We start from the raw sequence: 23,675 nt of genomic DNA, 5'->3' as shown, positions 1-23,675 counted from the left end.
TATGATGAGTAGTATCGACCCTCAAAAATCAATATTGGATAAAACGTAGAATGGTCATAAAGGCGAAAAGCCCTGCTGGATTTGCAGAAAAGTACATTATCGAGAGCATTTGGAACGGCCGTTTTCCTCCGGGCTCAATTTTACCTGCTGAGCGTGAGCTGTCTGAACTGATCGGTGTTACGCGCACGACGTTGCGAGAGGTTCTTCAACGATTAGCACGTGATGGATGGTTGACCATCCAGCATGGCAAACCAACAAAAGTAAACCAATTCATGGAGACGTCAGGTCTGCATATTTTGGATACGTTGATGACCCTGGATGTCGATAACGCAACGAATATTGTAGAAGACCTGCTTGCAGCACGCACTAACATCAGCCCAATCTTCATGCGTTACGCGTTCAAGATGAATAAAGAAAGCTCTGAGCGTACGATCAAGAACGTGATTGAGTCTTGTGAAGCGCTTATGAATGCCCCGTCTTGGGATGAATTTATCGCCTCTTCTCCGTATGCAGACAAGGTGCTGCAGAACGTTAAAGAAGAGAACGAAAAAGACGAGGCGAAGCGACAAGAGATCCTTATCGCTAAAACGTTCAACTTCTACGACTATATGTTGTTCCAGCGTTTAGCATTCCATTCTGGCAACCAGATTTACGGTCTTATCTTTAACGGATTGAAAAAGCTGTATGACCGTGTCGGCAGCTACTACTTCTCAAATCCGGCTTCACGCGAGTTGGCGTTGAAATTCTACCGTCAGCTTCTGGAAACGTGTGAAAATGCGGAGCGTGATCAGCTTCCTGTTGTTATTCGCCACTACGGTATAGAAAGCGCTTTGATCTGGAACGAAATGAAGAAGCAGTTACCAACTAGCTTTACTGAAGATGATAGCTAAGTTTTAATACTTACTCATGGTTCTGAAAAGCCGCAGACTTAGTCTGCGGTTTTTTATTGTCTTCTTTTCAGTGGTGTTGATTACGCTAGTGTGAGTCTGGGAAGAGGTAAGTAAAGTTCTTCAACTATCGTTGAAAGTACATGGTCGTACGTATTAAAAATCGTCAACGATAAATCCGAGGTAATATTGTATAGCTCCTCTTCGGTCAGCCCTGTGACTCTATCTTCAACATAGTCGTGGAGAGCCTGTATAGAACGTACTGCGACTGGTGACGCTATACTGAGTGGGGCGATTACGGCTAATTGATTGAGCTTACGAAGCATAATAGCGGCCGTATTCTTTAAACGCTCCTGATCGGACACATCATCAAAATCTCTGATACAAATTCGTAACTGAGTGAGTGTTTCGAGATTATCAATGATGGCCTGCCAGCTAATATGGTACTCGTCATGGAGTTCGTCTCTTTGCTCAATAGCTAGCCAAGCTATGGTGACTTCATCCATTAAGAACAGGCAGTGACGGATTAGCTTACCATGTTCCATCTGATTACGAGCCACACTGTTGTCTTGCCACTGCTCAAGCATTTTGTTTACGTTTATCTGCAAGACTCGATACATAGGCTTGTTTTCTGAGCGAGATGATTCCACAAGAAGATACAGTTTCTGAGTCAAAGCCTGATTAAGATCCTCTATTTCCTGTTCTTTATTTTTGTTGAATTGAATAGAGTAGTGTGTCGCGGCACGGTGACGACGAAGTAGGTGCACTACATCACGTAGTAGTGTTAGTAACTGATATTTACTTGCATGTTGCTGCTCTCGTTTAGATGAGAGGTGGTAAATACCAGCGAGAATTACTATAGACAGTAATGTCGAAATCAAAACAAACATGACTAACTCCTTGTTAGTTCTTAAGACCTAGCTAAGGTAGTCATGCAAAAATTATTCCCAACCAATGGTGCATATAAACAGGGCCAGATAGACCTATATTGTTATTTTTGCTCGTTTTTGGTGCGATAAATGCACAGTATTGTGAAATTGATCAAAAAATCCCCACCAGTTTGGCGGGGATTTATCAAGGTCGTTAGCTTTAACGCGTTAATGATTACATTACGCGCATGCCAGGTTGAGCGCCTTCGTGTGGCTCAAGGATCCATAGGTCGCTGCCACCAGGGCCCGCTGCTAGGATCATGCCTTCTGACATACCAAACTTCATCTTACGAGGTTTGAGATTTGCTACCATTACCGTTAGCTTGCCTTCTAGCTCTTCAGGTTTGTACGCTGACTTGATGCCAGAGAACACTTGGCGAGTTTCACCACCGATATCTAGCTGGAATTTAAGCAGTTTGTTTGCTTTTGGCACTTCTTCACAAGAGATGATTCGAGCGATACGCATATCCACTGCAGCAAAAGCGTCGAACTCAATCTCTTCTGCGATTGGATCTTTGTCTAGTTCAGTTTGGCTAGCCTTGTTCTTTTCTGCTTCGGCTTTCTCTTTCGCCGCCATTTCTGCCGCCGCATCTTCTTTTGACGCTTCGATCATCGCTTCGATGTTCTTAGGATCAATACGGTTGAACAGTGCTTTGAACTTAGTGATTTCGTGACCTGTTAGCGGCGCAGCGATGTTTTCCCAAGTCAGTTCTTGGTTTAGGAACGCTTCAGTACGTGCAGCAAGTGCTGGCATTACTGGTTTTAGGTAAGTCATTAGCACGCGGAACAGGTTGATACCCACAGAACAGATTTCTTGTAGTTCCTGATCTTTGCCTTCTTCCTTCGCTACAACCCATGGTGCTTTTTCGTCAACATATTGGTTTGCTTTGTCTGCTAGCGCAGTGATTTCACGGATTGCACGACCAAATTCACGCGTTTCGTAAAGCTCAGCGATACGGTCAGCCGCAGCAACGAACTCGTTGTACAGCTCAGGCTCTGCAAAGTTGTCAGATAACTTGCCTTCAAAACGTTTTGCAATGAAGCCAGCGTTACGTGATGCCAGGTTAACGATCTTGTTTACAACGTCAGCGTTTACGCGCTGAGTGAAGTCTTCAAGGTTAAGGTCCAGGTCATCGATACGGCTGTTTAGCTTCGCAGCGTAGTAGTAACGCAGACATTCTGGGTCTAGGTGCTCTAGGTAAGTGCTCGCTTTGACGAAGGTACCTTTAGACTTAGACATTTTCGCACCGTTGACGGTTACGTAACCGTGTACGAATACGTTGTTCGGCTTGCGGAAGCCAGAACCGTCTAGCATTGCTGGCCAGAATAGGCTGTGGAAGTAAACAATGTCTTTACCGATGAAGTGGTACAGTTCAGCTGAGCTGTCTTTATTCCAGTACTCGTCGAAGTCTAGATCGTCGCGCTTGTCACATAGGTTTTTGAAAGAACCCATGTAGCCGATAGGTGCGTCTAGCCATACGTAGAAGAACTTGTTTTTCTCACCTGGGATCTCGAAACCAAAGTAAGGCGCATCACGCGAGATGTCCCATTGTTGCAGGCCAGATTCAAACCACTCTTGCATCTTGTTTGCGGTTTCAGATTGCAGAGAGCCAGAGCGAGTCCACTCTTTTAGCATGCTTTCAAACTGAGGCAGGTCGAAGAAGAAGTGCTCAGAATCTTTCATTACTGGAGTTGCACCAGAAACGGCAGATTTAGGATTGATCAGTTCTGTCGGGCTGTAGGTCTCACCACAGTTGTCACAGTTGTCACCGTACTGGTCTTCAGACTTACATTTAGGGCACGTACCTTTTACAAAACGGTCCGGTAGGAACATTTCTTTTTCTGGATCGAATAGCTGAGAAATAGTGCGGCTAGAGATAAAGCCGTTTTTCTTCAGCTCAAGGTAGATATGCGAAGCCAGCTCGCGGTTCTCTTCTGAGTGCGTGCTGTGGTAGTTATCAAAGCTGATATCAAAGCCAGCAAAGTCTTTTTGATGCTCTTCGCTAACTGCGGCAATCATCTCTTCAGGAGTAATACCCATCTGTTGCGCTTTAAGCATGATTGGCGTGCCGTGAGCATCGTCAGCACAGATGAAGTTTACAGTGTTGCCGCGTAGGCGTTGGTAACGAACCCAAATGTCCGCTTGGATATGCTCAAGCATGTGGCCAAGGTGGATCGAACCGTTAGCGTACGGAAGGGCACAAGTTACCAGCATTTTTCTTGAAGAAAGAGGTCTTGGATCGTTTGCCATACTTAATATTCGCTTTTCTTGATAGGTATAAAGATTTTTGATGGATAATACTACCGCATGAGCTCACTAACTCCAAGGTGTCAAACTGCGGAATGCCTTAGTTTTTTTGGGGTTCTGATTACGATAGGTCGGTGGTAGCATGGGACTCAAAAGGAGGGCGTATGCATCAGTTCACTTCAAAACAAGATTTTTGTGATTGGTTTAATCAATTTCAACACCCATTGTTGGTGGAAAATTGGTCAGATATTAATGGTGTCGTAACGATAACAGCACAAGGTGGTGTTGATATTACTTTGCCATTTGCAAGTAATGAGCTTAAAACTTCGCTACACCAATGGGTTACGCAGCAGCAAAGCTCCGGGGCTGTGCCTGAGTTTGCGTTTCAAATTGAATTGAGTGTTAAAGCGCTGGAAACCCACGTGACCAATAGCGTTAAAGGCGTAAAAAATATCATTGCGGTCAGTTCGGCCAAAGGTGGCGTAGGTAAATCAACCACAGCAGTAAACTTAGCGTTGGCGATTGCTCAATCCGGTGCAAAAGTTGGTCTGCTGGATGCTGACATCTATGGTCCTTCGGTCCCTATGATGCTTGGTCAAGAAGATGCCAAACCAGAAGTTCGTGATTCAAAATGGATGGAGCCTATTTTGGCTCATGGGATCTATACTCATTCTATTGGTTATCTCGTGGACAAGTCTGAAGCGGCGATTTGGCGTGGTCCTATGGCCTCGAAAGCATTGTCTCAATTGCTTACCGAGACCGACTGGCCTGAGTTGGACTACTTGGTTATCGACATGCCGCCAGGTACCGGGGATATACAGCTTACGTTGTCACAGCAAATTCCAGTAACAGGAACAGTATTGGTGACGACACCACAAGACCTGGCATTGGCTGATGCACGTAAAGGTGCAGCAATGTTTAACAAAGTGAATGTGCCTGTTGTGGGTGTGGTTGAAAATATGAGCTACCACATCTGTAGCCAATGTGGAGCAACTGAGCATATCTTTGGTATGGGTGGTGCTGAGAAAATGTGTCAGGAGTTTGGTTTAGCGCTGTTAGGCCAAATCCCATTGCATATCTCGATGCGAGAAGACATTGATGCTGGGGTCCCAACGGTTGCGAGAAGACCAGACAGTGAGCATGCAGGCTATTATAAACAGCTAGCAGATCGTGTATGCAGCACGATGTATTGGCAAGGCAAAGCCAAGCCAGATGCAATCAGTTTTACAATGGTGAATTAATTCTTAACTAAGTTTGTTAAGTTTTGTGGTTGAAAGTTGCGCATTTTAACGTTTGCCCGGAGGTTAATCCTTCAGGTCGTTAGAAACTTACAACTAAACTCCAATTCCAGCTAGTAACTAAGAGGTGAACTCCCTATAATCACGCGGTTTACCTTTTTATGTCACTAGAAATCATCATCGGGTGCAAATTAATGTCTGATAATAATCATTGCGTCATCGTAGGTATTGCTGGCGCTTCTGCTTCTGGAAAAAGTCTGATCGCGAGCACCATTTACAATGAGCTTCGCGAAAAAGTAGGCGATCATCAAATCGGTGTCATCACGGAAGATTGCTACTACAACGACCAAAGCCACCTAAGCATGGAAGATCGAGTAAAGACTAACTACGACCACCCGAGTGCGTTAGACCACGATCTGCTGTGTGAGCACCTTGAGAAGTTGGTTCGCGGTGAAGCAGTAGAAGTACCTGAGTACAGCTACACTGAGCACACCAGAACAAGTCACACCACTACATTGACGCCTAAAAAGGTCATTATTCTAGAAGGCATTCTTCTTCTTACTGATCCTCGCTTACGTGACCTAATGCACGCGACAGTATTTATGGATACGCCGTTAGATATCTGTCTGCTTCGTCGTGTTAAGCGCGATGTTGAAGAGCGTGGCCGAACAATGGAATCCGTTCTAAAGCAATATCAACAGACAGTGCGTCCGATGTTCATGCAGTTTATCGAACCTTCTAAGCAATATGCGGATATCATTGTTCCTCGTGGTGGTAAAAACCGCATCGCGATTGACGTACTTAAAGCTCATATTGCAAGACTTTTGAAAGCATAAGCCTCTAAACAGCTATATCGCTTTATTTTTGTAAAAAGAAGTGGCACCTTAGGTGTTACTTCTTTTTTTTGTTTTTAAATTAATCAGTTGCACTACAATAAAGGATAAATTAACGCTTTCACGGAACTGTCAGCGATAGAACAATTCAACTATTATGAATTTAAAAACACACGAGCAAGGATAAACAAATGAAGAAACTGCTCTTAATTATTGCAATACCAGTTGTGCTAGTTGTTGGGGCGATTCTCGCTTTAACTATTTTTGTAAACCCTAATCAATTTAAGCCCCTTATCGTTGAACAAGCCCAAAAACAAACGGGATTGGAGTTAGTTATAGAAGGGGATCTAAGCTGGCAATTTTTCCCGTCCATTGGTCTTGAGCTAGGTCGTACGGAGCTAAGAAACCCACAAGGGTTCAGTCAGCCAAATCTGTTCAAAGTGGATACCGTGAGCGTAGATGTGTCGGTTACTCCGTTGTTCAGCAAGCAGTTGGAAATTGGCAATGTCACACTTGATGGTGCCGAGTTTTATCTTGAAACCAAGCAGGATGGCAGCAAAAACATTGATGCTCTGACAAAAGCACAACAGTCGCAACAAACGGATAGTGCTGCATCGGAACAGAGCACAGAAACTCAGCAGTCAGATTCTGATTGGGCGATCAACCTTGCTGGTGTCACCGTATCTAATGGTTCTTTAGAGATTCAGGACAAGCAAGCTGACAGCTACACTAAGCTGTATGATATTTCTCTCAACCTTTCTGAATTTGCTTTTGACAATTGGACGACAGCAGATTTCGGTATAAAAGGTGAGATGAATGACCAGAAGTTCACCGCGCAAGGTCAGGCAGACTTTAAATTAGCTAAAGGTCTTGCAAGTTACGAGCTGAAGAACATCAAGTTTGATGCCACTTACGCTGATCCAAGCAACAATATCGAAACGGCTAACATCACTTTGGATACTTTTGCATTTGATACCGTTAATAACCTTAGCTATGCCCTGAAAGGCAGTGCTGCGGATATGAAGTTTGACATGCAAGGCGCCGCTCAGCTCAGTATCGACAACGCGGTCAGCAAAGTACAATTAGACAAGTTATCACTTAAATCGACTTTTGAAGGTGAGACTTTGCCTCAATCACCAATGAAGGTGGATATGTTGTCTGATTTGTCTTTTGATCTGAACAAAAGCCACTTGAGTTTTGTGTTGGAGAAGCTCACAGCAAATTCTGTCGAGCTAGACGGCAAAGCGGATGTGACGTTGAACGATATCCCGAAAGTTCGTTTTGCGCTGCATAGTCCAAATATTGATTTGGATGAATTCCTGGGCCTCAACCAACAATCTGGTGACAAATCGGCATCAACTAGCGAAGCCAGCCAAACTGGCCCTGAAGTAGAGCCTGATTTGTCAGCACTGAAGACGCTGGATGTTAAAGGTGACATCTCGATAGACAAATTCAAAGCGGCAAACGCAAAAATGGAGGCCGTGAAGGCAAGCTTTACGGTCAACCGTGGCGTAGCTGAACTCACTTCATTCAGCTCGAAACTTTATCAAGGCACGATTAACGCGAAAGCTCAGTTGGATGCTCGTAAAACGCCAGCGACATACATTGCGACTAGTACGATTAAAGGTGTGAAAGTACAGCCGTTATTAGTGGATGTTGCAGACAATGATAAGTTGGAAGGTACCGGTAATATAGACGTCAATGTCAAAGGTAGCAGCCTGACACCGACGGGTATTAAACAGAACCTAGTGGGCACAGTGGCGATTAACTTTGCTGATGGTGCTGTTCATGGCATTAACGTGGCACAGTTAATTCGAGAAAACTACGCAAAATTCAAAGGTCAGTCCGTTGAAAGCACGAAGGAAGTGAAGAAAACGGACTTCAGTGCAATGACCGCGACGTTGAAGCTAAACAAAGGCGTGGTATCCACGGATGATATGAAGGCGCAGTCACCACTGCTTCGTGTGCGTGGTAATGGTAAGGCAAATTACCTGAACGAAACCGTCGATTTCACTATCAGCACTTCTATTGTTGGTACGTTAGAAGGGCAAGGTGGTAAGAATATCGATGAGCTGAAAGACATTACGATACCAATCAATGTGTCTGGTAAGTGGGCAGACCCTAAATTCAAACTGGTATTTGATGATGTGCTGAAACAAAAAGCACAAAAAGAGATTGACCGTGGTGTAGAGAAACTGACGGACAAGATCAAAGACGAAAAGACTAAAGAAGCGGTTGATGGTTTATTGAAAAACTTGTTTAACTAACTTCATTCAATACGTAAAGGGTTGGCATATCGCCAACCCTTTTTATTTTTATGGCTAGTCGTCAAACTACCAATCGACACCTTTCAAGGCTTTTACGCCGGACTCGAAAGCGTGTTTTACGTTTTTTACTTCAGATACGGTGTCGGCCATTTCAATCAATGTACGATGCGCGCCACGTCCTGTGATGACAACGGACTGCATTTTAGGGCGATTGTTGAGTGCTTCTACAACCTCGTCTAAATCTATGTAGCCGTAACTCACCATGTAAGTCAGTTCGTCAAACAGAACGACATCGAGCGATTCGTCTTGTAGCATGCGCTTACACTCTTGCCAGACCAATTGCGCAGCTTCAGTGTCTGCCGCTTTGTTTTGCGTTTCCCAGGTAAAGCCTGTCGCCATAACTTGAAACTCAACACCTAATTTCTCAAGCAGGTTACGTTCACCGTTATCCCAAGTACCTTTAATAAATTGAGCTACAGCACAATTCAAACCATGTCCTACAGCACGGGCAATCGTACCAAAGCCTGACGTCGATTTACCTTTACCATTTCCTGTAATAATCAGGAGCAAGCCCTTTTCTTCCTGGGCGGCCGCGATTTTAGCGTCTACCTGTTCTTTCACTTTCTGTTGGCGAGCCTTGTGACGGGCTTCTTTATTTTCTTCGATAGACATATCAGTACCTCAATTCCTTTTATTACACCCAAGGTTCGGTGTTAACTTGGGCTAGTCGTATTATGTCGCTATGATAGATCAACAAGTGATTCAGAAAAACCACCGATAATTCAGGGAATAAAATGAAGAGAATACTCGTTGTTTGTATGGGAAATATTTGTCGTTCACCGACCGGAGAGGCGGTAATGAGAGCGAAAGCAAAAGAGCTTGGTGTTACGGTAGAGGTTGATTCCGCAGGGACAATTGGTTATCACGCAGGAAATTCACCAGACACGCGCGCGATGGCGGCAGGTAAACTGCGAGGCTACTCTTTTAAAGGCATGAAAGCACGTCAGGTCAAAAGTGAAGACTTCGAGTACTTTGATATGGTATTGGCGGCGGACAAAGCCAATTTAGCTGATCTTTTGGATAGTTGTCCTGTTGAACACCGTCATAAACTCTCGTTGTTTCTCAGCCACTCTGATTCCAGCTATGACGAAATTCCTGACCCATACTACGGTGGAGACGATGGCTTCGAGTTGGTGTTGGATTTAATTGAAGAGGCATCAGAAGTCATTTTGAAGAAGTTGTAACTTCTAATATCAATCACAGTAAGTAAGTGATCAGAAGTAGTGTAGGAAAAATGCTTGAGAACAAGGCAGAATTTTTCGACAAGTAGCTATTCTACAATCAAAAATGATAACGCAGTTATCGAGTGTTTTAACAAGCTAGAATGACCAGGTATTTACTACGATTGGTATAATATCCAACCAAATAAAAAAGGGATGAGTTCGACTCATCCCTTTTGCTATTTATTTTTCAATGCTATTAGCCGGCTAACAAGTCGGTTGCAACTTTGTAGCTAGGGTCTTCTTTAACATTGATTTCTACCAGACTGCCCGCTTTATCGAGAAGTTTACGGCAATCCGGGCTTAAGTGGCGTAGATGAAGTGTCTTGCCAAGCACCGCGTAGCGTTCTGCCAGCGTTTCAATCGCTTCTATCGCCGAGTGGTCAGTCACTCGTGAGTCAGCAAAGTCGACAATAATATCTTTCGGGTCGTCTTGCGCGTTGAACAGTTCAAGGAAGTTCGCTGCAGAACCAAAGAAGATAGGGCCATGGATTTTGTATTCTTTTGAACCTTCTTCGTTCAGGCATGTGTCAGCGTAGATGTGCTTAGCATGCTGCCAGGCAAACATAAGCGCAGAAGCGATAACACCGACGCCTACAGCAACAGCCAGGTCGGTAAGTACGGTCACAACAGTAACCAGTACGATAACGAAGAAGTCCTGTTTTGGTACGCGGCGCGCCAGTTTAAATGTCGCCCATTCGAATGTACCTATGACAACCATAAACATTACACCAACAAGTGCAGCGAGAGGAATCATCTCGATCAACGACGATGCGAACAGAATAAACATCAACAACGCAACTGCGGCAACGATACCAGAAAGACGACCACGGCCACCTGAGTTTACGTTGATCATCGATTGACCAATCATCGCACAACCACCCATCGCACCGAATACGGAACAAGTCATGTTAGCCATGCCTTGGCCAATACATTCACGGTTAGATTGGCCGCGTGTGTTTGTCATTTCATCCAATACTGTCAGCGTCAATAGTGACTCGATCAGACCGATTGCAGCCAAAATAATCGCGTAAGGCAAGATGATTTGCAGAGTTTCAAGCGTGAATGGCACCATTGGAATAGAGAATGTTGGCAGAGAGCCCGCTAGGGTTGCTGCTTCATCACCAGACATTGTGCGCAAGAAGTCAACGACGGTACGGGTTTCAAGATCCAAACCAACCACTAGCGCGGTAACCGTTACGATAGCGACCAGCGAAGATGGTACTGCTGTTGTGATTTTAGGTAAGAAATGAATGATTGCCATTGTCAGTGCAACCAAACCAAGCATTAGCATCATCTGGTCTTGTGGTAACCAAGTCAAAATGCCGTTGATGTCAGGCGCTTTAAATTGGCCAAGTTGAGCCAGGAAGATAACGATAGCTAAGCCGTTTACGAAGCCGATCATCACTGGGTGAGGAACGATTCGGATAAACTTACCTAACTTGAACAGACCAGCGGCAACCTGAAGAATACCCGCGAGCATAATTGCTGCGAATAGGTATTGGACACCGTGGCTGGCAACAAGAGATACCATTACAACGGCCATTGCGCCTGTTGCACCGGAAATCATGCCTGGGCGACCACCAAAGATAGAAGTGATCAAGCCAACGATAAATGCAGCGTAAAGACCAACCATTGGGTCTACACCAGCAACGAATGCGAATGCGACTGCTTCAGGAACCAATGCTAACGCTACGGTCAAACCTGAGAGCACATCATTTTTTACAGAGTGCTTTGAAAATTGCGGAAATTCGAACATGTTTGTTTTAAGTTCTCGTTGAGATGAGTTTATCCCGACACATATTCTTATTTGCACAAGCCACTGAGAGGTGGGTTTGTCATCCGCTCACTCAGTGTAAATCGGAGTAGTAAAGGAGTGGCACTAGAATGGTGTCGAAAACTTTAGTCGGCGAATGCTACCGAAAAGTGTGATTAAGTTCAAGAATGACACGTATATTGACCCACAATTGTGATCGGTCATTGATATTAAATTGAACAATGAAAGTTGATTCAGCGGAAAGTAAAAAAGGCTGCCATTTGGCAGCCTTTTTAGTTGCTTTTCAGCTAATTACTAACTCAAACTAGTTGAAGTTTGGTTTAGTCATCGCTGCAGAAGCTCGGTTTTTCGCTACTTGACTACCAGCGCCTTTAGGCTGGTAGCGGTCAGCTTTAAATGGTGCCGCAGCAACTTCAATTTCGCGCAGCTCTTGAGGACCAGGAGCTTTTGTCATTGGTGCACTTGCGTTTGGCTTAGCGACCGCTTTGGTCACATCCAGGACAATCTCTTGAACTTCAGCAGGAGCTGGTGCTTTCACCTCTTCTACTTCTACCGTTTCAGTGGTTTCTGCAACAGCTTCAACTACTGGTTCTACAGGTTGCTCTGTTGTCGTTTCTGTCACTGGTTCAGTTACTTCAACAACAGGTGCCTTTGCTTCAACGATTGGTGTCACAGGTGCTTGCTCAACAACAGCAGGTTCAGTAACCACTGGTTCAACAACAGGCGCTTCAACTTTAACCGGTTCTTGAGCTTTAGGTTCTGCAACGACTGGCAGTTCGCGGCGGATAATCACTTTACCCATTGCCATTTCAGGACAAGCGAAACCACCTTGCATTGCCGGTACTGCAGCGACTACTGCTTCTTCCTTAACTTGCTCTTCCTTCTTAGGCGCTGGTTTTGGAATGTAACGTGGCATCACTTTACCCATTGCCATCTCTGGAGAGGCAACACCACCTTTGCGTAGGCGGAATGGGTTAGGACGACGATCGCGACCACGACGACGGCGTTGACCACTTGCACGAAGGTGACGCGGTGAACGACGATTACGACGTTGTTTAGACTCGGCTTGCTTGTTTTCTTGCTGAGTTTCTACTGCTTCTACTACTGGTTTCTCTACTGGTGCTTCAACAGATTCAGTAGCTTTAACTAGTGTTTCTTCAGCTTGCTCAGCAGCCTGCTGATCTTTAACGCGAACAGATTTGTTTAGTTTACGACGTTGGCGACGTTCTTTAACTTTTTCTGCTTTAGCATTAGCGTTAGCGTTTGGTTTCGCTTTGCTGCTTTCAGGTTTTGTTTCAGAACGAGCTTCGGCTGCAAGTTGAAGGCCTTTTTCCGCTACTTTTGCATTCGCTTTTTGTTCTTGAGCATTTTCTGCTTGTTGAGCTTTAGGCTTACGCTTCTGGTTACGGTTTTGCGGTTTATTGCCGGTTGCTTGGCCAGCTGCTTGTTGCTGCTGAGTATCATTCTGCTCAGTAGCTTGCTCGTCGCGAGGCTTACGGCGGCGACGGTTATCGCGGTTATCTCGATTATCGCGGTTATCACGTTGATTACCACGACGGCGATCGTTGCGATCTCGCTTGTTACGCTTGTTGTCGCGACTAGGCTTTTTCTCTTCTTGTTGCTTAGGCTCTTCTTTTACTTCTTGAGAACCGCCGAATAAGAAGCTACCAAGCGCTTTGAATAAACGGCTAAACAGACCAGGCGAAGCTTCTTTCTTCACTTCATCGCTTTCCTTCTTCTTCGCCACTGGTGCTGGCTTAGAAGCTGGAGCAGGTGCAGATTGTGAAGGTGCAGCAAAGCCCTTAAGTACTGGTTCTTCTAGTCGTTTAGGTTTGATGTCCGTTTCTACAGGATCTTTACCTTCTGCTTCTTTCAACGCTTCCAGTTTCTTAGGAAGTAGGTAAGAAATCAGATCAAATTCTTCGCCTTCACGGACACGAATCACTTCGAAGTGCGGTGTTTCCATATCAGAGTTAGGAACAACCGTGATTTTCACTTCTTGAATGCGTTCGATGTGGTTAACCGAACGACGTTTTTCGTTCAATAGGTAAGAGGCGATTGGCACTGGGACGACAGCCAATACTTGCGCAGTATTGTCTTTTAGTGCTTCCTCTTCGATTAGACGAAGAACAGAAAGCGCTAGAGATTCGTTGTCACGAACAACACCCGTACCACTACAACGTGGACAAATGTGGTGGCTCGCTTCTGCAAGAGAAGGGCTCAAACGTTGACGAGACATCTCCAACAAACCGAAACGAGAGATACGACCAATTTGTACGCGAGCACGGTCTAAACGAACAGCTTCACGTAGACGGTTTTCTACTTCACGCTGGTGGCGAACAGGTGTCATGTCGATAAAGTCGATAACAACCAGACCACCTAGGTCACGTAGACGTAGCTGACGAGCGATCTCATCGGCTGCTTCTAAGTTAGTGTTCAGTGCTGTCTCTTCGATATCTCCGCCTTTAGTTGCGCGAGCAGAGTTGATATCGATAGAAGTCAATGCTTCTGTTGGGTCGATAACAATTGAACCACCAGATGGCAGGCGCACTTCACGTTGGAAAGCAGATTCAATCTGGCTTTCGATTTGGTAGTGGCTGAACAGTGGCACTTCGCCGTCGTATTTCTTAACTCGGTTAATAAAATCTGGGCGAACCAATTGAATGTGCGCTTTTGCACGCTCATAAATGGTGTTGCTATCGATGAGGATTTCACCAATATCACGACGTAGATAGTCACGAATTGCGCGAACAATAACGTTACTTTCCTGGTGGATCAGGAATGGAGCAGGGTTAGAGTCTGATGCATCTTTGATCGCACCCCAGTGGTTTAGTAGTACGTTCAAATCCCATTCAAGTTCTTCTGCACTCTTACCAACACCTGCGGTACGCACGATCAGACCCATGCCTTGTGGCAGTTCTAATGTGCTTAATGCAGCTTTTAGTTGAGTACGCTCGTCACCTTCGATACGGCGAGAGATACCGCCAGCACGAGGGTTATTAGGCATAAGAACAAGGTAGCTACCTGCTAGAGAAATGAAAGTAGTCAGAGCTGCGCCCTTGCTACCACGTTCCTCTTTTTCCACTTGTACAATTACTTCCTGGCCTTCTGTCAGCACTTCTTTAATGCTTGGACGGCCTTGGTAGGTGTAACCTTCTGGAAAATATTCGCGGGCAATTTCTTTGAGAGGGAGGAAACCGTGACGCTCAGCACCGTAATCGACGAATGCGGCCTCTAAGCTTGGTTCAATACGTGTGATACGTCCTTTGTAGATATTCGCTTTTTTTGATTCATGTCCTGGACTCTCGATATCAAGATCGAAAAGTCGCTGGCCATCAACCAGAGCGACACGCAACTCTTCTTTTTGAGTTGCGTTAATTAACATTCTTTTCATTGAAAATTCTCGTTGTCTTTTCTTTTATATCTTTCTTGTCGACTTGCCACTGTTTGGTCGCTTTTCCACGGTGCCTGATCCCATGACTTATATTTTGCAGCCTCCCGGCTGGAAGGGGATGCTCTAGGGCACTTCAGTTATCACAAATCTCTTTAGGTTTCTGTCGGAAACGCAGACTTGTGACCCGCTATTAGGGCGGTAGGTACTCAACGTGAATATGCGAGGAGTAGGGTGGCAAGTGTGTTGAATTCAACGTGTCTTACGCCAATTGCAGCACCTGACTTTCAACGTTCTACTCACACTGCTTGAGGAGTAATGAATGGTAGTGAATAAAATGTAACCAAACCTTCCTTAGCAGCTGTGAACTATAGCAGTGCACGTCGCTATCAGCAATCTGCTTTGGTGCAAACGATAGAAAAATTGCCACAAAATTCAAATTTTGTAATTTATAACTGGCTGTTTCCTAAACAATTGAATCGTGTAAAGTGATGAAGACACAAAACAAACCTAAATCTTGACAGAGAGTTTTAATAATTTAAACAAAAGCTTGGGCGATTTCAGACCAGTCTGCGCTGGCAAGTGTTTCTTTTGCAGAAAGAATAATGTGAAGTCACGAGTATTTGCGTTTACAATAGCGCGCATGAGCGAAATAAGAACTAAAGTCCAGTTTGTCGACATCGATGAAGACATGGCGGGTCAGCGCATTGATAACTTTTTGCGCAACCAATTAAAAGACATTCCGAAAAGCATGATTTATAGAATCGTGCGAAAGGGAGAGGTACGCGTTAATAAAAAGCGTATTAAAGCAGAGTACAAACTAAAAGCGGGCGATCTGGTTCGTATTCCTCCGGTTACTATGGAGAAGAAAGAAGACGACGTAGCGCCGAGCACGAAACTTAATCGCGTTGCTGAGCTTGAAGATATGATCATTTTTGAAGATGACCATATGCTTATTCTCAACAAACCATCCGGGACCGCGGTTCATGGCGGTAGTGGTTTGAAGTTTGGTGCGATAGAAGCACTGCGTGCTTTACGTCCTGACGCACGTTTTCTTGAGCTTGTACATCGTATTGACCGTGATACCTCTGGTATTTTACTTGTGGCTAAAAAGCGTTCAGCGCTTCGCCACCTACAAGCCCAGTTCCGAGCAAAAACAGTGAAGAAGTTTTACTTTGCACTGGTGATGGGGCAGTGGAAAAGCAGTTGTAAAGTGGTTAACGCGCCATTGTTGAAAAATGAAGTAAACAGCATCGTTCGTGTTAATCCAAACGGTAAGCCATCTGAGACACGCTTTAAGATCTTGGAGAAGTTTGAACAGGCGACCTTGATTCAAGCGAGCCCGATCACCGGGCGTACACACCAAATTCGTGTCCATACACAGTACGCCGGGCACCCAATCGCTTGGGATGACCGTTATGGTGACCGCCGTTTTGATGCTTACACAGGTCAGTATGGTTTGGATCGGTTGTTCCTTCATGCGGCGAATATTAAGTTCCAGCACCCTTCAAATGATGAATGGATGGAAATTAACGCGAAGATGGAACCTAAGTTAGAGAAAGTGCTGGCTGGTTTAAGAAAAGCTTAACGGTATTTTTCTAGTTTAAACTAAGGGAGCCATTGGCTCCCTTAGTTCTATTTGAGTTAAAGGACATCAAACCCTTGAACACGCAACATATCAATCAAGTCAATGAGTGGTAGCCCGACAAGCGTGTTCGGGTCTTTTCCTACAAGCTTGTTGAACAAGCAAATCCCCATTCCTTCACTTTTGAAACTGCCTGCGCAGTAAAATGGCTCTTCTCTGTCTACATATCGTTCGATTTGTTCACGAGTTAAATCCCGGAAGTGAACTTCGAAAGTATCGTAACCAACCTCGGTATGGTTAGTCGCAGTATTATGTATGGCAAGGCCAGTATAAAAAGTAATCACGTTTCCACTTTGCGCAAGTAACTGCTCGATGGCATTTTCACGATTGAGTGGTTTCCCAACGATCTTTTCGTTAATCACACAAACTTGATCGCTACCGACGATTAGGCTTGGTTGATCTGTTGTACAAGACGTCGCTTTATTAGCGGCCAACCGCATCACAAGTTCTACAGGTTTTTCGTCGTCTAACGGAGTTTCATCGCAATCAGGTGACAGGCAAATAAACGGTACTGAGAGTTTTTCCATCAGTTGTCGGCGAAAAGGGGAAGTTGAGGCTAAAACCAGTTGGTAATTTTTCATTTTGAATTACAATTTGCAGGAGCATTTCCGATAGGATAATCGATCAAAAATGATTCTGGCTAATGCTCTGTATGTTAAGCGTAAAAAAGTACAACTTTTTTGCCTTTTTCTTTGACTAATTTTGATTTGGAAGATAAGATTCGCGCCCTATGCAAAAGGTAAAAATACCGCGAACGGTTGATCCGGCGAAGGCGGCACAGAAACGATTGGATTACGATGGCATCATCCAAGCTAGTCTTTTCAAACGCTTAGCGGAAGCAACTGAAGGCGTAAAACGCGACGCAGAAGTCTCATTGTCATTTGAGATAGATGAACAGCGACTTGTTGTTATCTCTGGTAAAGCTAACATCGAAGTCGAATTAGAGTGTCAGCGTTGTAATGAGGTATTCACACATCAGTGTGAAGTTGAATTCCTTTACACTCCTTACTACGGTGAGAAGACAGAAGAGGAAGCACCGGAAATTTATGATTTGGTAGATCTAAATGAGTACGGTGAATTAGACCTTATACAACTGGTTGAAGACGAGTTCATCTTAGCATTACCTCAAATTGCGATGCACGATGAAGCGGATTGTAGCGTTGATTCAAATAACATGGTTTTTGGTGAGCTTCCTGAAGAAATTGAGGAAAAGAAACCGAATCCATTCGACGTTTTGAAAAGTCTGAAAAAGTAATAGGTGTGGTAGCCGATTCATCTTCAGGTTTTTAACCCAATAGTATAGGAGTAGGGTCAATGGCCGTACAGAAAAACCGTAAAACTCGTTCTAAGCGCGGTATGCGTCGTTCACACGATGCGCTAACTACAGCTGCTCTATCTGTAGACGCGACTTCTGGTGAAACTCACCTACGCCACAACGTAACTGCTGAAGGTTACTACCGTGGCAAGAAGGTTATCAACAAGTAAGGTTGAACCTTTGCAAACTATTACCGTTGCACTTGATGCAATGGGCGGGGATTTCGGTCCTCGCGTAACAGTGCCTGCCGCCGTGCAGGCACTGTCTCATTTCCCAGAGCTAAAAGTGATCCTTATTGGTGATCAATCCTTGATCACGTCTGAATTATCTCAATTAGGTGCTTCTACCCAATCTCGTTTGACTATTCTCCATACGGAGAAAGTAATTTCTAACTCAGAAAAGCCCTCTTTAGCACTACGCAATAGCCAAAATAGCTCGATGCGTAAAGCCATCGATCTTGTTTCCGAGCAAAAAGCCGATGCTTGTGTCAGTGGTGGTAACACTGGTGCATTGATGGCGCTGTCACGTTTTATTCTCAAATTGTTACCTGGCATTGATCGTCCTGCTTTAGTGTCTGCATTGCCAACAATCAGCGGAAAGCGCACTTGGATGTTGGATCTGGGGGCGAATGTATCTTGCGATGCCGATAGCCTGTTCCAGTTTGCCGTGATGGGCAGCGCGTTGGCTGAACAGCACCTGGGTCATCCCGCTCGCGTAGCGGTTCTCAATATCGGTGCAGAAGAGATAAAAGGGAATGATCTCGTTAAGCGCTGTGCAGAAATGCTTTCTCAAACCGACGCAATTAATTTTGTTGGTTATATTGAAGGTAATCAAATATTGCATGACGTTGCCGATGTCATCGTTTGTGATGGATTTGTTGGTAACGTATGCTTAAAGGCCAGCGAGGGAACAGCACAACTTTTTATCGAAAAAATTAAAACCAGTATGATGGCGTCTACGATAAAGGGTTGGATTGCTAGAAAGTTGTTTTCTCGGCTATTTAATGAACTAAAAACACTGAACCCCGACCAGTATAACGGCGCAAGTTTGCTAGGATTGCGCGGCATTGTCATTAAAAGCCATGGAAGTGCTGATGTATCTGCAATTGTCAATGCACTTGGAGAGGCAGTACACGAGGTCAAACGACAAGTACCAGGCCGTATTAGCGATCGTTTGGAAGCGGTTTTACTCGAGAGGCATTATTAGTCTTCATGTATAGCAAAATTTTAGGTACTGGCAGCTACCTGCCATCTCAGGTGCGTACTAACGCAGATCTAGAGAAAATGGTAGATACAAGTGATGAGTGGATTGTTGCTCGCACGGGTATTAAAGAGCGTCGAATCGCAGCAGAAGATGAAACTGTCGCTGACATGGCATTCTACGCAGCTGAAAACGCTATCGATATGGCAGGTATAGATAAGAACGACATCGATCTTATCATTGTAGCTACTACCAGCAGTAGCCATACTTTCCCTTCATCTGCGTGTCAGGTGCAGGGAAAGCTTGGCATTACAGGATGTCCGGCTTTTGACTTAGCCGCTGCTTGTTCTGGCTTTGTTTATGCTCTATCTGTAGCTGACCAGCACATCAAAACAGGTATGTGTAAAAACGTATTGGTGATTGGTGCAGACGCATTGTCAAAAACATGTGACCCGACTGACCGTTCTACCATTATTCTGTTTGGTGACGGCGCGGGTGCCGTTGTTGTTGGAGCAAGTGAAGAACCTGGCATCATCTCTACTCACATATACTCGGATGGTCAATTCGGTGAGCTTTTGAGTTTACCAGTACCTGAGCGTGGTAAAGATGCTGACAAATGGCTTCACATGGCTGGCAACGAAGTATTCAAGGTTGCAGTAACTCAATTGTCTAAATTGGTTAAAGACACACTTGAAGCCAACAACATGCACAAGTCTGAGCTAGACTGGCTAGTACCGCACCAAGCGAACTACCGAATTATCTCAGCGACAGCTAAGAAACTATCAATGTCTTTGGATCAAGTGGTATTGACCTTAGACAAGCATGGTAATACATCGGCAGCGACCGTTCCGACAGCGTTGGATGAAGCGGTGCGCGATGGCCGCATCAAGCGTGGACAAACTTTGCTACTAGAGGCATTTGGTGGCGGTTTCACTTGGGGCTCTGCTCTGGTGAAGTTCTAAGTTTCACGAGTATTCAAAATTTAAGGTGCACTTAAGTGCATCTTATTTCTTTTTACATTGCTTAAAGGAAAACAACATGAGCAAGTTTGCTATCGTATTTCCAGGCCAAGGTTCTCAAGCAGTAGGTATGCTGGCTGAGCTTGGCGAACAATATGACGTAGTAAAACAAACATTTGCAGAAGCATCTGACGCACTAGGTTACGATCTATGGGCGCTTGTTCAAAATGGCCCTGCTGAAGATCTCAACCAAACGTTCCGTACACAGCCTGCATTGTTAGCGTCGTCTGTGGCTATTTGGCGTGTATGGCAAGAACTTGGTCTTGAGCAACCTGCAAACCTAGCAGGTCACAGCTTGGGTGAGTATTCAGCACTAGTATGTGCAGGTGTGATTGACTTTAAAGAAGCAATCAAACTGGTTGAGCTTCGTGGTCAGCTAATGCAAGAAGCTGTACCAGCAGGCACTGGCGCAATGTACGCAATCATTGGCCTAGATGATGAATCTATCGCAAAAGCGTGTGAAGAAGCAGCACAAGGCGAAGTGGTATCTCCGGTTAACTTCAACTCTCCTGGTCAAGTTGTTATCGCTGGTAGCAAAGATGCAGTAGAGCGTGCTGGTGCATTATGTAAAGAAGCTGGTGCGAAGCGTGCGCTTCCTCTTCCTGTTTCAGTGCCTTCTCACTGTGCTCTAATGAAACCTGCGGCAGAAAAACTGGCTGTTGCTCTAGAGTCTATTGAGTTTAATGCGCCACAACTTCCAGTGATCAACAACGTTGATGTGGCGGCTGAAACTGATCCGGCAAAAATTAAAGACGCGCTTGTTCGCCAGCTACATAGCCCAGTTCGTTGGACTGAGAGCGTACAGTTGATGAGTGAGCAAGGCGTAGAGAATCTTCTTGAGCTTGGTCCTGGCAAAGTGTTGACAGGTCTAACAAAACGTATCGTGAAGACACTAAGTGCAGCGGCTGTTAACGACGTAGCGTCGTTAGAAGCGGCTAAATAATTTAGCGTTAAGACACGATAACAAAAGGAAAACACAACATGATGAATCTAGAAGGTAAGATCGCTCTAGTGACTGGCGCAAGCCGTGGCATTGGCCGTGCGATTGCTGAACTTCTTGTTGAACGTGGTGCAACAGTTATTGGTACTGCGACATCTGAAAGTGGCGCAGCTGCTATCAGCGAATACCTAGGCGAAAACGGCAAAGGTTTGACACTTAACGTTACTGACGTTGAGTCTATCGAAGCGACACTAAAAACTATCAATGATGAGTTTGGTGTGATCGATATTCTAGTAAACAACGCAGGTATCACTCGTGATAACCTACTAATGCGTATGAAAGATGATGAGTGGAATGACATCATCGATACTAACCTAACACCAATTTTCCGTATGTCTAAAGCGGTATTGCGTGGCATGATGAAAAAGCGTGCAGGTCGTATCATCAACGTAGGCTCTGTAGTGGGTACTATGGGTAATGCAGGCCAAGCAAACTACGCAGCAGCAAAAGCAGGTGTGATCGGTTTCACTAAATCGATGGCTCGTGAAGTTGCTTCTCGTGGTGTAACAGTAAACACTGTTGCTCCAGGTTTCATCGAAACTGACATGACTAAGGCATTAAATGACGAGCAACGTGCGGCAACTTTGTCTAACGTTCCTGCAGGTCGTTTGGGTGATCCTCGCGAAATTGCATCAGCAGTAGCTTTCCTTGCTTCACCTGAAGCAGCGTACATTACTGGTGAAACTTTGCATGTAAATGGTGGCATGTACATGGTTTAATACGACAGTTTCGGCAAAATAAGCTATTTTACATTGTGAAGAATAGCTTATAGTTGCACTTTACTGTCATGAACTTGTCATGCTTATGCGCAAGATTTGTGCATGATTTAAGTCAAAAATGTATTGAAATTCGGTTAAATTCGCTAATTTTGTGGTTTGACCAGCAAGGACCCCCTTGCAACTTTCAATAGTTCGAATAAACTACGGAATCATCGCATTAGGCGAAATCTGTAAAGGAAAAGAAAAAATGAGCAACATCGAAGAACGCGTAAAGAAAATCATTGTTGAACAGCTAGGTGTAGACGAAGCAGAAGTTAAAAACGAAGCTTCTTTCGTTGACGATCTAGGTGCTGATTCTCTAGACACTGTAGAACTAGTTATGGCTCTAGAAGAGGAATTCGACACTGAGATTCCTGACGAAGAAGCTGAGAAGATCACTACTGTTCAAGCTGCAATCGACTACGTAAACAGCGCTCAGTAATTATCTCTCCCAGGCGGTCTCCTAGACCGCCTGTGTTCTTTCTAACTTCTTCTATCCTCTCATAGAAATATTCAATTCCCGGAGAATTATATCGTGTCCAAGCGTCGTGTAGTTGTCACTGGCATGGGTATGTTGTCACCGGTAGGCAACACAGTAGAATCATCTTGGAAAGCCCTGCTAGAAGGTCAAAGTGGTATTGTGAATATCGAGCACTTTGATGCTACGAACTTCTCAACTCGTTTTGCAGGTCTTGTGAAAGATTTCGATTGCACAGAGTACATGTCTAAGAAAGATGCTCGTAAAATGGATTTGTTTATCCAGTACGGCGTCGCAGCAGGTATGCAAGCAATTGATGACTCTGGCTTACAAATTACCGAAGAAAACGCGGCTCGAGTTGGTGTTGCCATCGGCTCAGGTATTGGTGGTCTGGAACTGATTGAATCAGGTCACACTGCGTTAGTAGACAAAGGCCCTCGCAAAGTTAGCCCATTTTTTGTTCCTTCGACCATCGTAAACATGGTTGCAGGTAACCTATCTATCATGCGTGGTCTTCGTGGTCCAAACATCGCGATTTCTACTGCATGTACTACTGGTCTGCATAACATCGGCCATGCTGCTCGCATGATCGCTTATGGCGATGCTGATGCTATGGTTGCTGGTGGTTCTGAAAAAGCGTCAACACCGTTAGGTATGGCAGGCTTTGGTGCTGCTAAAGCGCTATCTACTCGTAACGACGAACCTCAAAAAGCTTCTCGTCCATGGGACAAAGGCCGTGATGGTTTCGTACTTGGTGACGGCGCTGGCATTATGGTACTTGAAGAGTACGAACATGCTAAGGCTCGCGGTGCTAAGATCTACGCAGAGCTAGTTGGCTTTGGTATGTCGGGCGATGCTTACCACATGACCTCTCCAAGTGAAGATGGTTCAGGTGGTGCATTGGCGATGGAAGCTGCAATGCGCGATGCTAAAATCGAAGGTACACAGGTGGGTTACGTAAACGCACATGGTACTTCGACTCCGGCTGGTGATGTGGCTGAAATCAAGGGTGTCAAACGCGCTCTTGGTGAAGAAGGCGCTAAGCAAGTTCTAGTCTCTTCGACGAAGTCTATGACAGGTCACCTACTGGGTGCTGCTGGCTCTGTAGAAGCAATCATCACGGTTATGTCTTTGGTTGATCAAATTGTTCCGCCAACCATTAACCTGGATGATCCTGAAGAAGGCCTGGATATCGACCTTGTGCCGCATACAGCGCGCAAAGTTGAAGGTATGGAATACGCAATCTGTAACTCGTTTGGCTTCGGCGGTACAAACGGTTCTTTGGTATTCAAAAAGTTCGCTGAGTAACATTTGTTTTCAGAGTAACACTGTCTAACTCAATTTAGATAAGTGGAACTTGTATTCTAACGGCTCGATGCTTAGCATTGAGCCGTTTTGTTTTATTTGATA

The 23,675-nt window shown here is 44.9% G+C and carries 20 protein-coding genes; 14 read left to right on the top strand and 6 right to left on the bottom strand.

Annotation, left to right across the window (positions count from 1 at the left end):
- The first annotated feature begins 50 nt into the window (after positions 1 to 50).
- A complete protein-coding gene (fadR, locus tag DBX26_RS09670) occupies positions 51 to 890 on the top strand; it encodes a fatty acid metabolism transcriptional regulator FadR (protein WP_014232508.1) in 840 nt (279 codons plus the stop codon).
- Positions 891 to 970: 80 nt separating this feature from the next.
- Here the strand turns inward: fadR and DBX26_RS09665 are convergent, their stop codons facing one another.
- Together DBX26_RS09665 and metG are read right to left on the bottom strand one after the other, a co-directional pair.
- Positions 971 to 1,777: a hypothetical protein gene (locus tag DBX26_RS09665; RefSeq protein ID WP_014232507.1), complete on the bottom strand. Its 807-nt coding sequence runs from the start codon at positions 1,775 to 1,777 to the stop codon at positions 971 to 973.
- A gap of 214 nt (positions 1,778 to 1,991) precedes the next feature.
- Positions 1,992 to 4,067, bottom strand: a complete 2,076-nt coding sequence (metG, locus tag DBX26_RS09660) for a methionine--tRNA ligase (RefSeq protein WP_014232506.1) — start codon at positions 4,065 to 4,067, stop codon at positions 1,992 to 1,994.
- A 161-nt stretch (positions 4,068 to 4,228) separates the two neighbouring features.
- Between metG and apbC the strand changes: the two genes are divergently transcribed.
- The 3 genes from apbC to DBX26_RS09645 all read left to right on the top strand — a co-directional run bounded on the left by apbC (position 4,229) and on the right by DBX26_RS09645 (position 8,402).
- Positions 4,229 to 5,305 (top strand): iron-sulfur cluster carrier protein ApbC, encoded by a 1,077-nt coding sequence (gene apbC / locus DBX26_RS09655; RefSeq protein WP_118118960.1) that lies wholly within the window; start codon positions 4,229 to 4,231, stop codon positions 5,303 to 5,305.
- A gap of 191 nt (positions 5,306 to 5,496) precedes the next feature.
- The gene (gene udk / locus DBX26_RS09650; protein ID WP_014232504.1) at positions 5,497 to 6,138 is read left to right on the top strand and encodes a uridine kinase; all 642 of its coding nucleotides are present in this window, start codon (positions 5,497 to 5,499) and stop codon (positions 6,136 to 6,138) included.
- Between the two features lie 188 nt (positions 6,139 to 6,326).
- A complete protein-coding gene (locus DBX26_RS09645) occupies positions 6,327 to 8,402 on the top strand; it encodes an AsmA family protein (RefSeq protein ID WP_118118959.1) in 2,076 nt (691 codons plus the stop codon).
- Positions 8,403 to 8,468: 66 nt separating this feature from the next.
- On the opposite strand, the gene cobO is transcribed toward DBX26_RS09645, so the two are convergent.
- The gene (gene cobO / locus DBX26_RS09640) at positions 8,469 to 9,074 is read right to left on the bottom strand and encodes a cob(I)yrinic acid a,c-diamide adenosyltransferase (protein ID WP_118118958.1); all 606 of its coding nucleotides are present in this window, start codon (positions 9,072 to 9,074) and stop codon (positions 8,469 to 8,471) included.
- A 122-nt stretch (positions 9,075 to 9,196) separates the two neighbouring features.
- On the opposite strand from cobO, the gene DBX26_RS09635 reads away from it, so the two are divergent.
- The gene (locus DBX26_RS09635; protein WP_065299942.1) at positions 9,197 to 9,646 is read left to right on the top strand and encodes a low molecular weight protein-tyrosine-phosphatase; all 450 of its coding nucleotides are present in this window, start codon (positions 9,197 to 9,199) and stop codon (positions 9,644 to 9,646) included.
- A gap of 235 nt (positions 9,647 to 9,881) precedes the next feature.
- Here the strand turns inward: DBX26_RS09635 and DBX26_RS09630 are convergent, their stop codons facing one another.
- Both DBX26_RS09630 and rne read right to left on the bottom strand, forming a co-directional pair.
- On the bottom strand, positions 9,882 to 11,441 hold the full coding sequence (locus DBX26_RS09630; RefSeq protein WP_014232500.1) for a SulP family inorganic anion transporter: 1,560 nt from the start codon (positions 11,439 to 11,441) through the stop codon (positions 9,882 to 9,884).
- A 322-nt stretch (positions 11,442 to 11,763) separates the two neighbouring features.
- On the bottom strand, positions 11,764 to 14,853 hold the full coding sequence (gene rne / locus DBX26_RS09620; RefSeq protein WP_118118957.1) for a ribonuclease E: 3,090 nt from the start codon (positions 14,851 to 14,853) through the stop codon (positions 11,764 to 11,766).
- A gap of 640 nt (positions 14,854 to 15,493) precedes the next feature.
- Here rne and rluC point away from each other — a divergent pair.
- On the top strand, positions 15,494 to 16,438 hold the full coding sequence (gene rluC, locus DBX26_RS09615) for a 23S rRNA pseudouridine(955/2504/2580) synthase RluC (protein WP_065297085.1): 945 nt from the start codon (positions 15,494 to 15,496) through the stop codon (positions 16,436 to 16,438).
- A 56-nt stretch (positions 16,439 to 16,494) separates the two neighbouring features.
- On the opposite strand, the gene DBX26_RS09610 is transcribed toward rluC, so the two are convergent.
- A complete protein-coding gene (locus DBX26_RS09610) occupies positions 16,495 to 17,076 on the bottom strand; it encodes a nucleoside triphosphate pyrophosphatase (RefSeq protein WP_118118955.1) in 582 nt (193 codons plus the stop codon).
- A 149-nt stretch (positions 17,077 to 17,225) separates the two neighbouring features.
- On the opposite strand from DBX26_RS09610, the gene yceD reads away from it, so the two are divergent.
- The 8 genes from yceD to fabF all read left to right on the top strand — a co-directional run bounded on the left by yceD (position 17,226) and on the right by fabF (position 23,573).
- Positions 17,226 to 17,750 (top strand): 23S rRNA accumulation protein YceD, encoded by a 525-nt coding sequence (yceD, locus tag DBX26_RS09605; RefSeq protein ID WP_014232496.1) that lies wholly within the window; start codon positions 17,226 to 17,228, stop codon positions 17,748 to 17,750.
- 59 nt (positions 17,751 to 17,809) lie between these two features.
- Positions 17,810 to 17,980, top strand: a complete 171-nt coding sequence (rpmF, locus tag DBX26_RS09600; RefSeq protein WP_014232495.1) for a 50S ribosomal protein L32 — start codon at positions 17,810 to 17,812, stop codon at positions 17,978 to 17,980.
- 10 nt (positions 17,981 to 17,990) lie between these two features.
- Positions 17,991 to 19,016 (top strand): phosphate acyltransferase PlsX, encoded by a 1,026-nt coding sequence (plsX, locus tag DBX26_RS09595; RefSeq protein WP_020335644.1) that lies wholly within the window; start codon positions 17,991 to 17,993, stop codon positions 19,014 to 19,016.
- Between the two features lie 5 nt (positions 19,017 to 19,021).
- Positions 19,022 to 19,972 (top strand): beta-ketoacyl-ACP synthase III, encoded by a 951-nt coding sequence (locus DBX26_RS09590; RefSeq protein WP_118118953.1) that lies wholly within the window; start codon positions 19,022 to 19,024, stop codon positions 19,970 to 19,972.
- 76 nt (positions 19,973 to 20,048) lie between these two features.
- Positions 20,049 to 20,972 carry an ACP S-malonyltransferase gene (gene fabD / locus DBX26_RS09585; RefSeq protein WP_020335642.1) on the top strand — a complete coding sequence of 308 codons (924 nt, stop codon included), beginning with the start codon at positions 20,049 to 20,051 and terminating at the stop codon, positions 20,970 to 20,972.
- Between the two features lie 41 nt (positions 20,973 to 21,013).
- Positions 21,014 to 21,748, top strand: coding sequence for a 3-oxoacyl-ACP reductase FabG (gene fabG, locus DBX26_RS09580; protein ID WP_065297672.1), 735 nt, complete (start codon positions 21,014 to 21,016; stop codon positions 21,746 to 21,748).
- Positions 21,749 to 21,995: 247 nt separating this feature from the next.
- Positions 21,996 to 22,229, top strand: coding sequence for an acyl carrier protein (gene acpP, locus DBX26_RS09575; RefSeq protein ID WP_004406112.1), 234 nt, complete (start codon positions 21,996 to 21,998; stop codon positions 22,227 to 22,229).
- Positions 22,230 to 22,322: 93 nt separating this feature from the next.
- Positions 22,323 to 23,573 (top strand): beta-ketoacyl-ACP synthase II, encoded by a 1,251-nt coding sequence (gene fabF, locus DBX26_RS09570; RefSeq protein WP_014232490.1) that lies wholly within the window; start codon positions 22,323 to 22,325, stop codon positions 23,571 to 23,573.
- Positions 23,574 to 23,675 lie beyond the last annotated feature (102 nt).

It is taken from the genome of Vibrio sp. dhg (genome assembly GCF_003443775.1).
In the GTDB taxonomy this organism is placed as follows: domain Bacteria; phylum Pseudomonadota; class Gammaproteobacteria; order Enterobacterales; family Vibrionaceae; genus Vibrio; species Vibrio natriegens.
Note: the sequence above shows the minus strand (reverse complement) of the source record. Positions and strands in the feature narration are given on the sequence as shown.

Bases quoted from the DNA above. Each gene is read 5' to 3' on its own strand.
- fadR (WP_014232508.1), top strand. From the start codon at position 51: ATGGTCATAAAGGCGAAAAGCCCTGCTGGATTTGCAGAAAAGTACATT.
- DBX26_RS09665 (WP_014232507.1), bottom strand. From the start codon at position 1,777: ATGTTTGTTTTGATTTCGACATTACTGTCTATAGTAATTCTCGCTGGT.
- metG (WP_014232506.1), bottom strand. From the start codon at position 4,067: ATGGCAAACGATCCAAGACCTCTTTCTTCAAGAAAAATGCTGGTAACT.
- apbC (WP_118118960.1), top strand. From the start codon at position 4,229: ATGCATCAGTTCACTTCAAAACAAGATTTTTGTGATTGGTTTAATCAA.
- udk (WP_014232504.1), top strand. From the start codon at position 5,497: ATGTCTGATAATAATCATTGCGTCATCGTAGGTATTGCTGGCGCTTCT.
- DBX26_RS09645 (WP_118118959.1), top strand. From the start codon at position 6,327: ATGAAGAAACTGCTCTTAATTATTGCAATACCAGTTGTGCTAGTTGTT.
- cobO (WP_118118958.1), bottom strand. From the start codon at position 9,074: ATGTCTATCGAAGAAAATAAAGAAGCCCGTCACAAGGCTCGCCAACAG.
- DBX26_RS09635 (WP_065299942.1), top strand. From the start codon at position 9,197: ATGAAGAGAATACTCGTTGTTTGTATGGGAAATATTTGTCGTTCACCG.
- DBX26_RS09630 (WP_014232500.1), bottom strand. From the start codon at position 11,441: ATGTTCGAATTTCCGCAATTTTCAAAGCACTCTGTAAAAAATGATGTG.
- rne (WP_118118957.1), bottom strand. From the start codon at position 14,853: ATGAAAAGAATGTTAATTAACGCAACTCAAAAAGAAGAGTTGCGTGTC.
- rluC (WP_065297085.1), top strand. From the start codon at position 15,494: ATGAGCGAAATAAGAACTAAAGTCCAGTTTGTCGACATCGATGAAGAC.
- DBX26_RS09610 (WP_118118955.1), bottom strand. From the start codon at position 17,076: ATGAAAAATTACCAACTGGTTTTAGCCTCAACTTCCCCTTTTCGCCGA.
- yceD (WP_014232496.1), top strand. From the start codon at position 17,226: ATGCAAAAGGTAAAAATACCGCGAACGGTTGATCCGGCGAAGGCGGCA.
- rpmF (WP_014232495.1), top strand. From the start codon at position 17,810: ATGGCCGTACAGAAAAACCGTAAAACTCGTTCTAAGCGCGGTATGCGT.
- DBX26_RS09590 (WP_118118953.1), top strand. From the start codon at position 19,022: ATGTATAGCAAAATTTTAGGTACTGGCAGCTACCTGCCATCTCAGGTG.
- fabD (WP_020335642.1), top strand. From the start codon at position 20,049: ATGAGCAAGTTTGCTATCGTATTTCCAGGCCAAGGTTCTCAAGCAGTA.
- fabG (WP_065297672.1), top strand. From the start codon at position 21,014: ATGAATCTAGAAGGTAAGATCGCTCTAGTGACTGGCGCAAGCCGTGGC.
- acpP (WP_004406112.1), top strand. From the start codon at position 21,996: ATGAGCAACATCGAAGAACGCGTAAAGAAAATCATTGTTGAACAGCTA.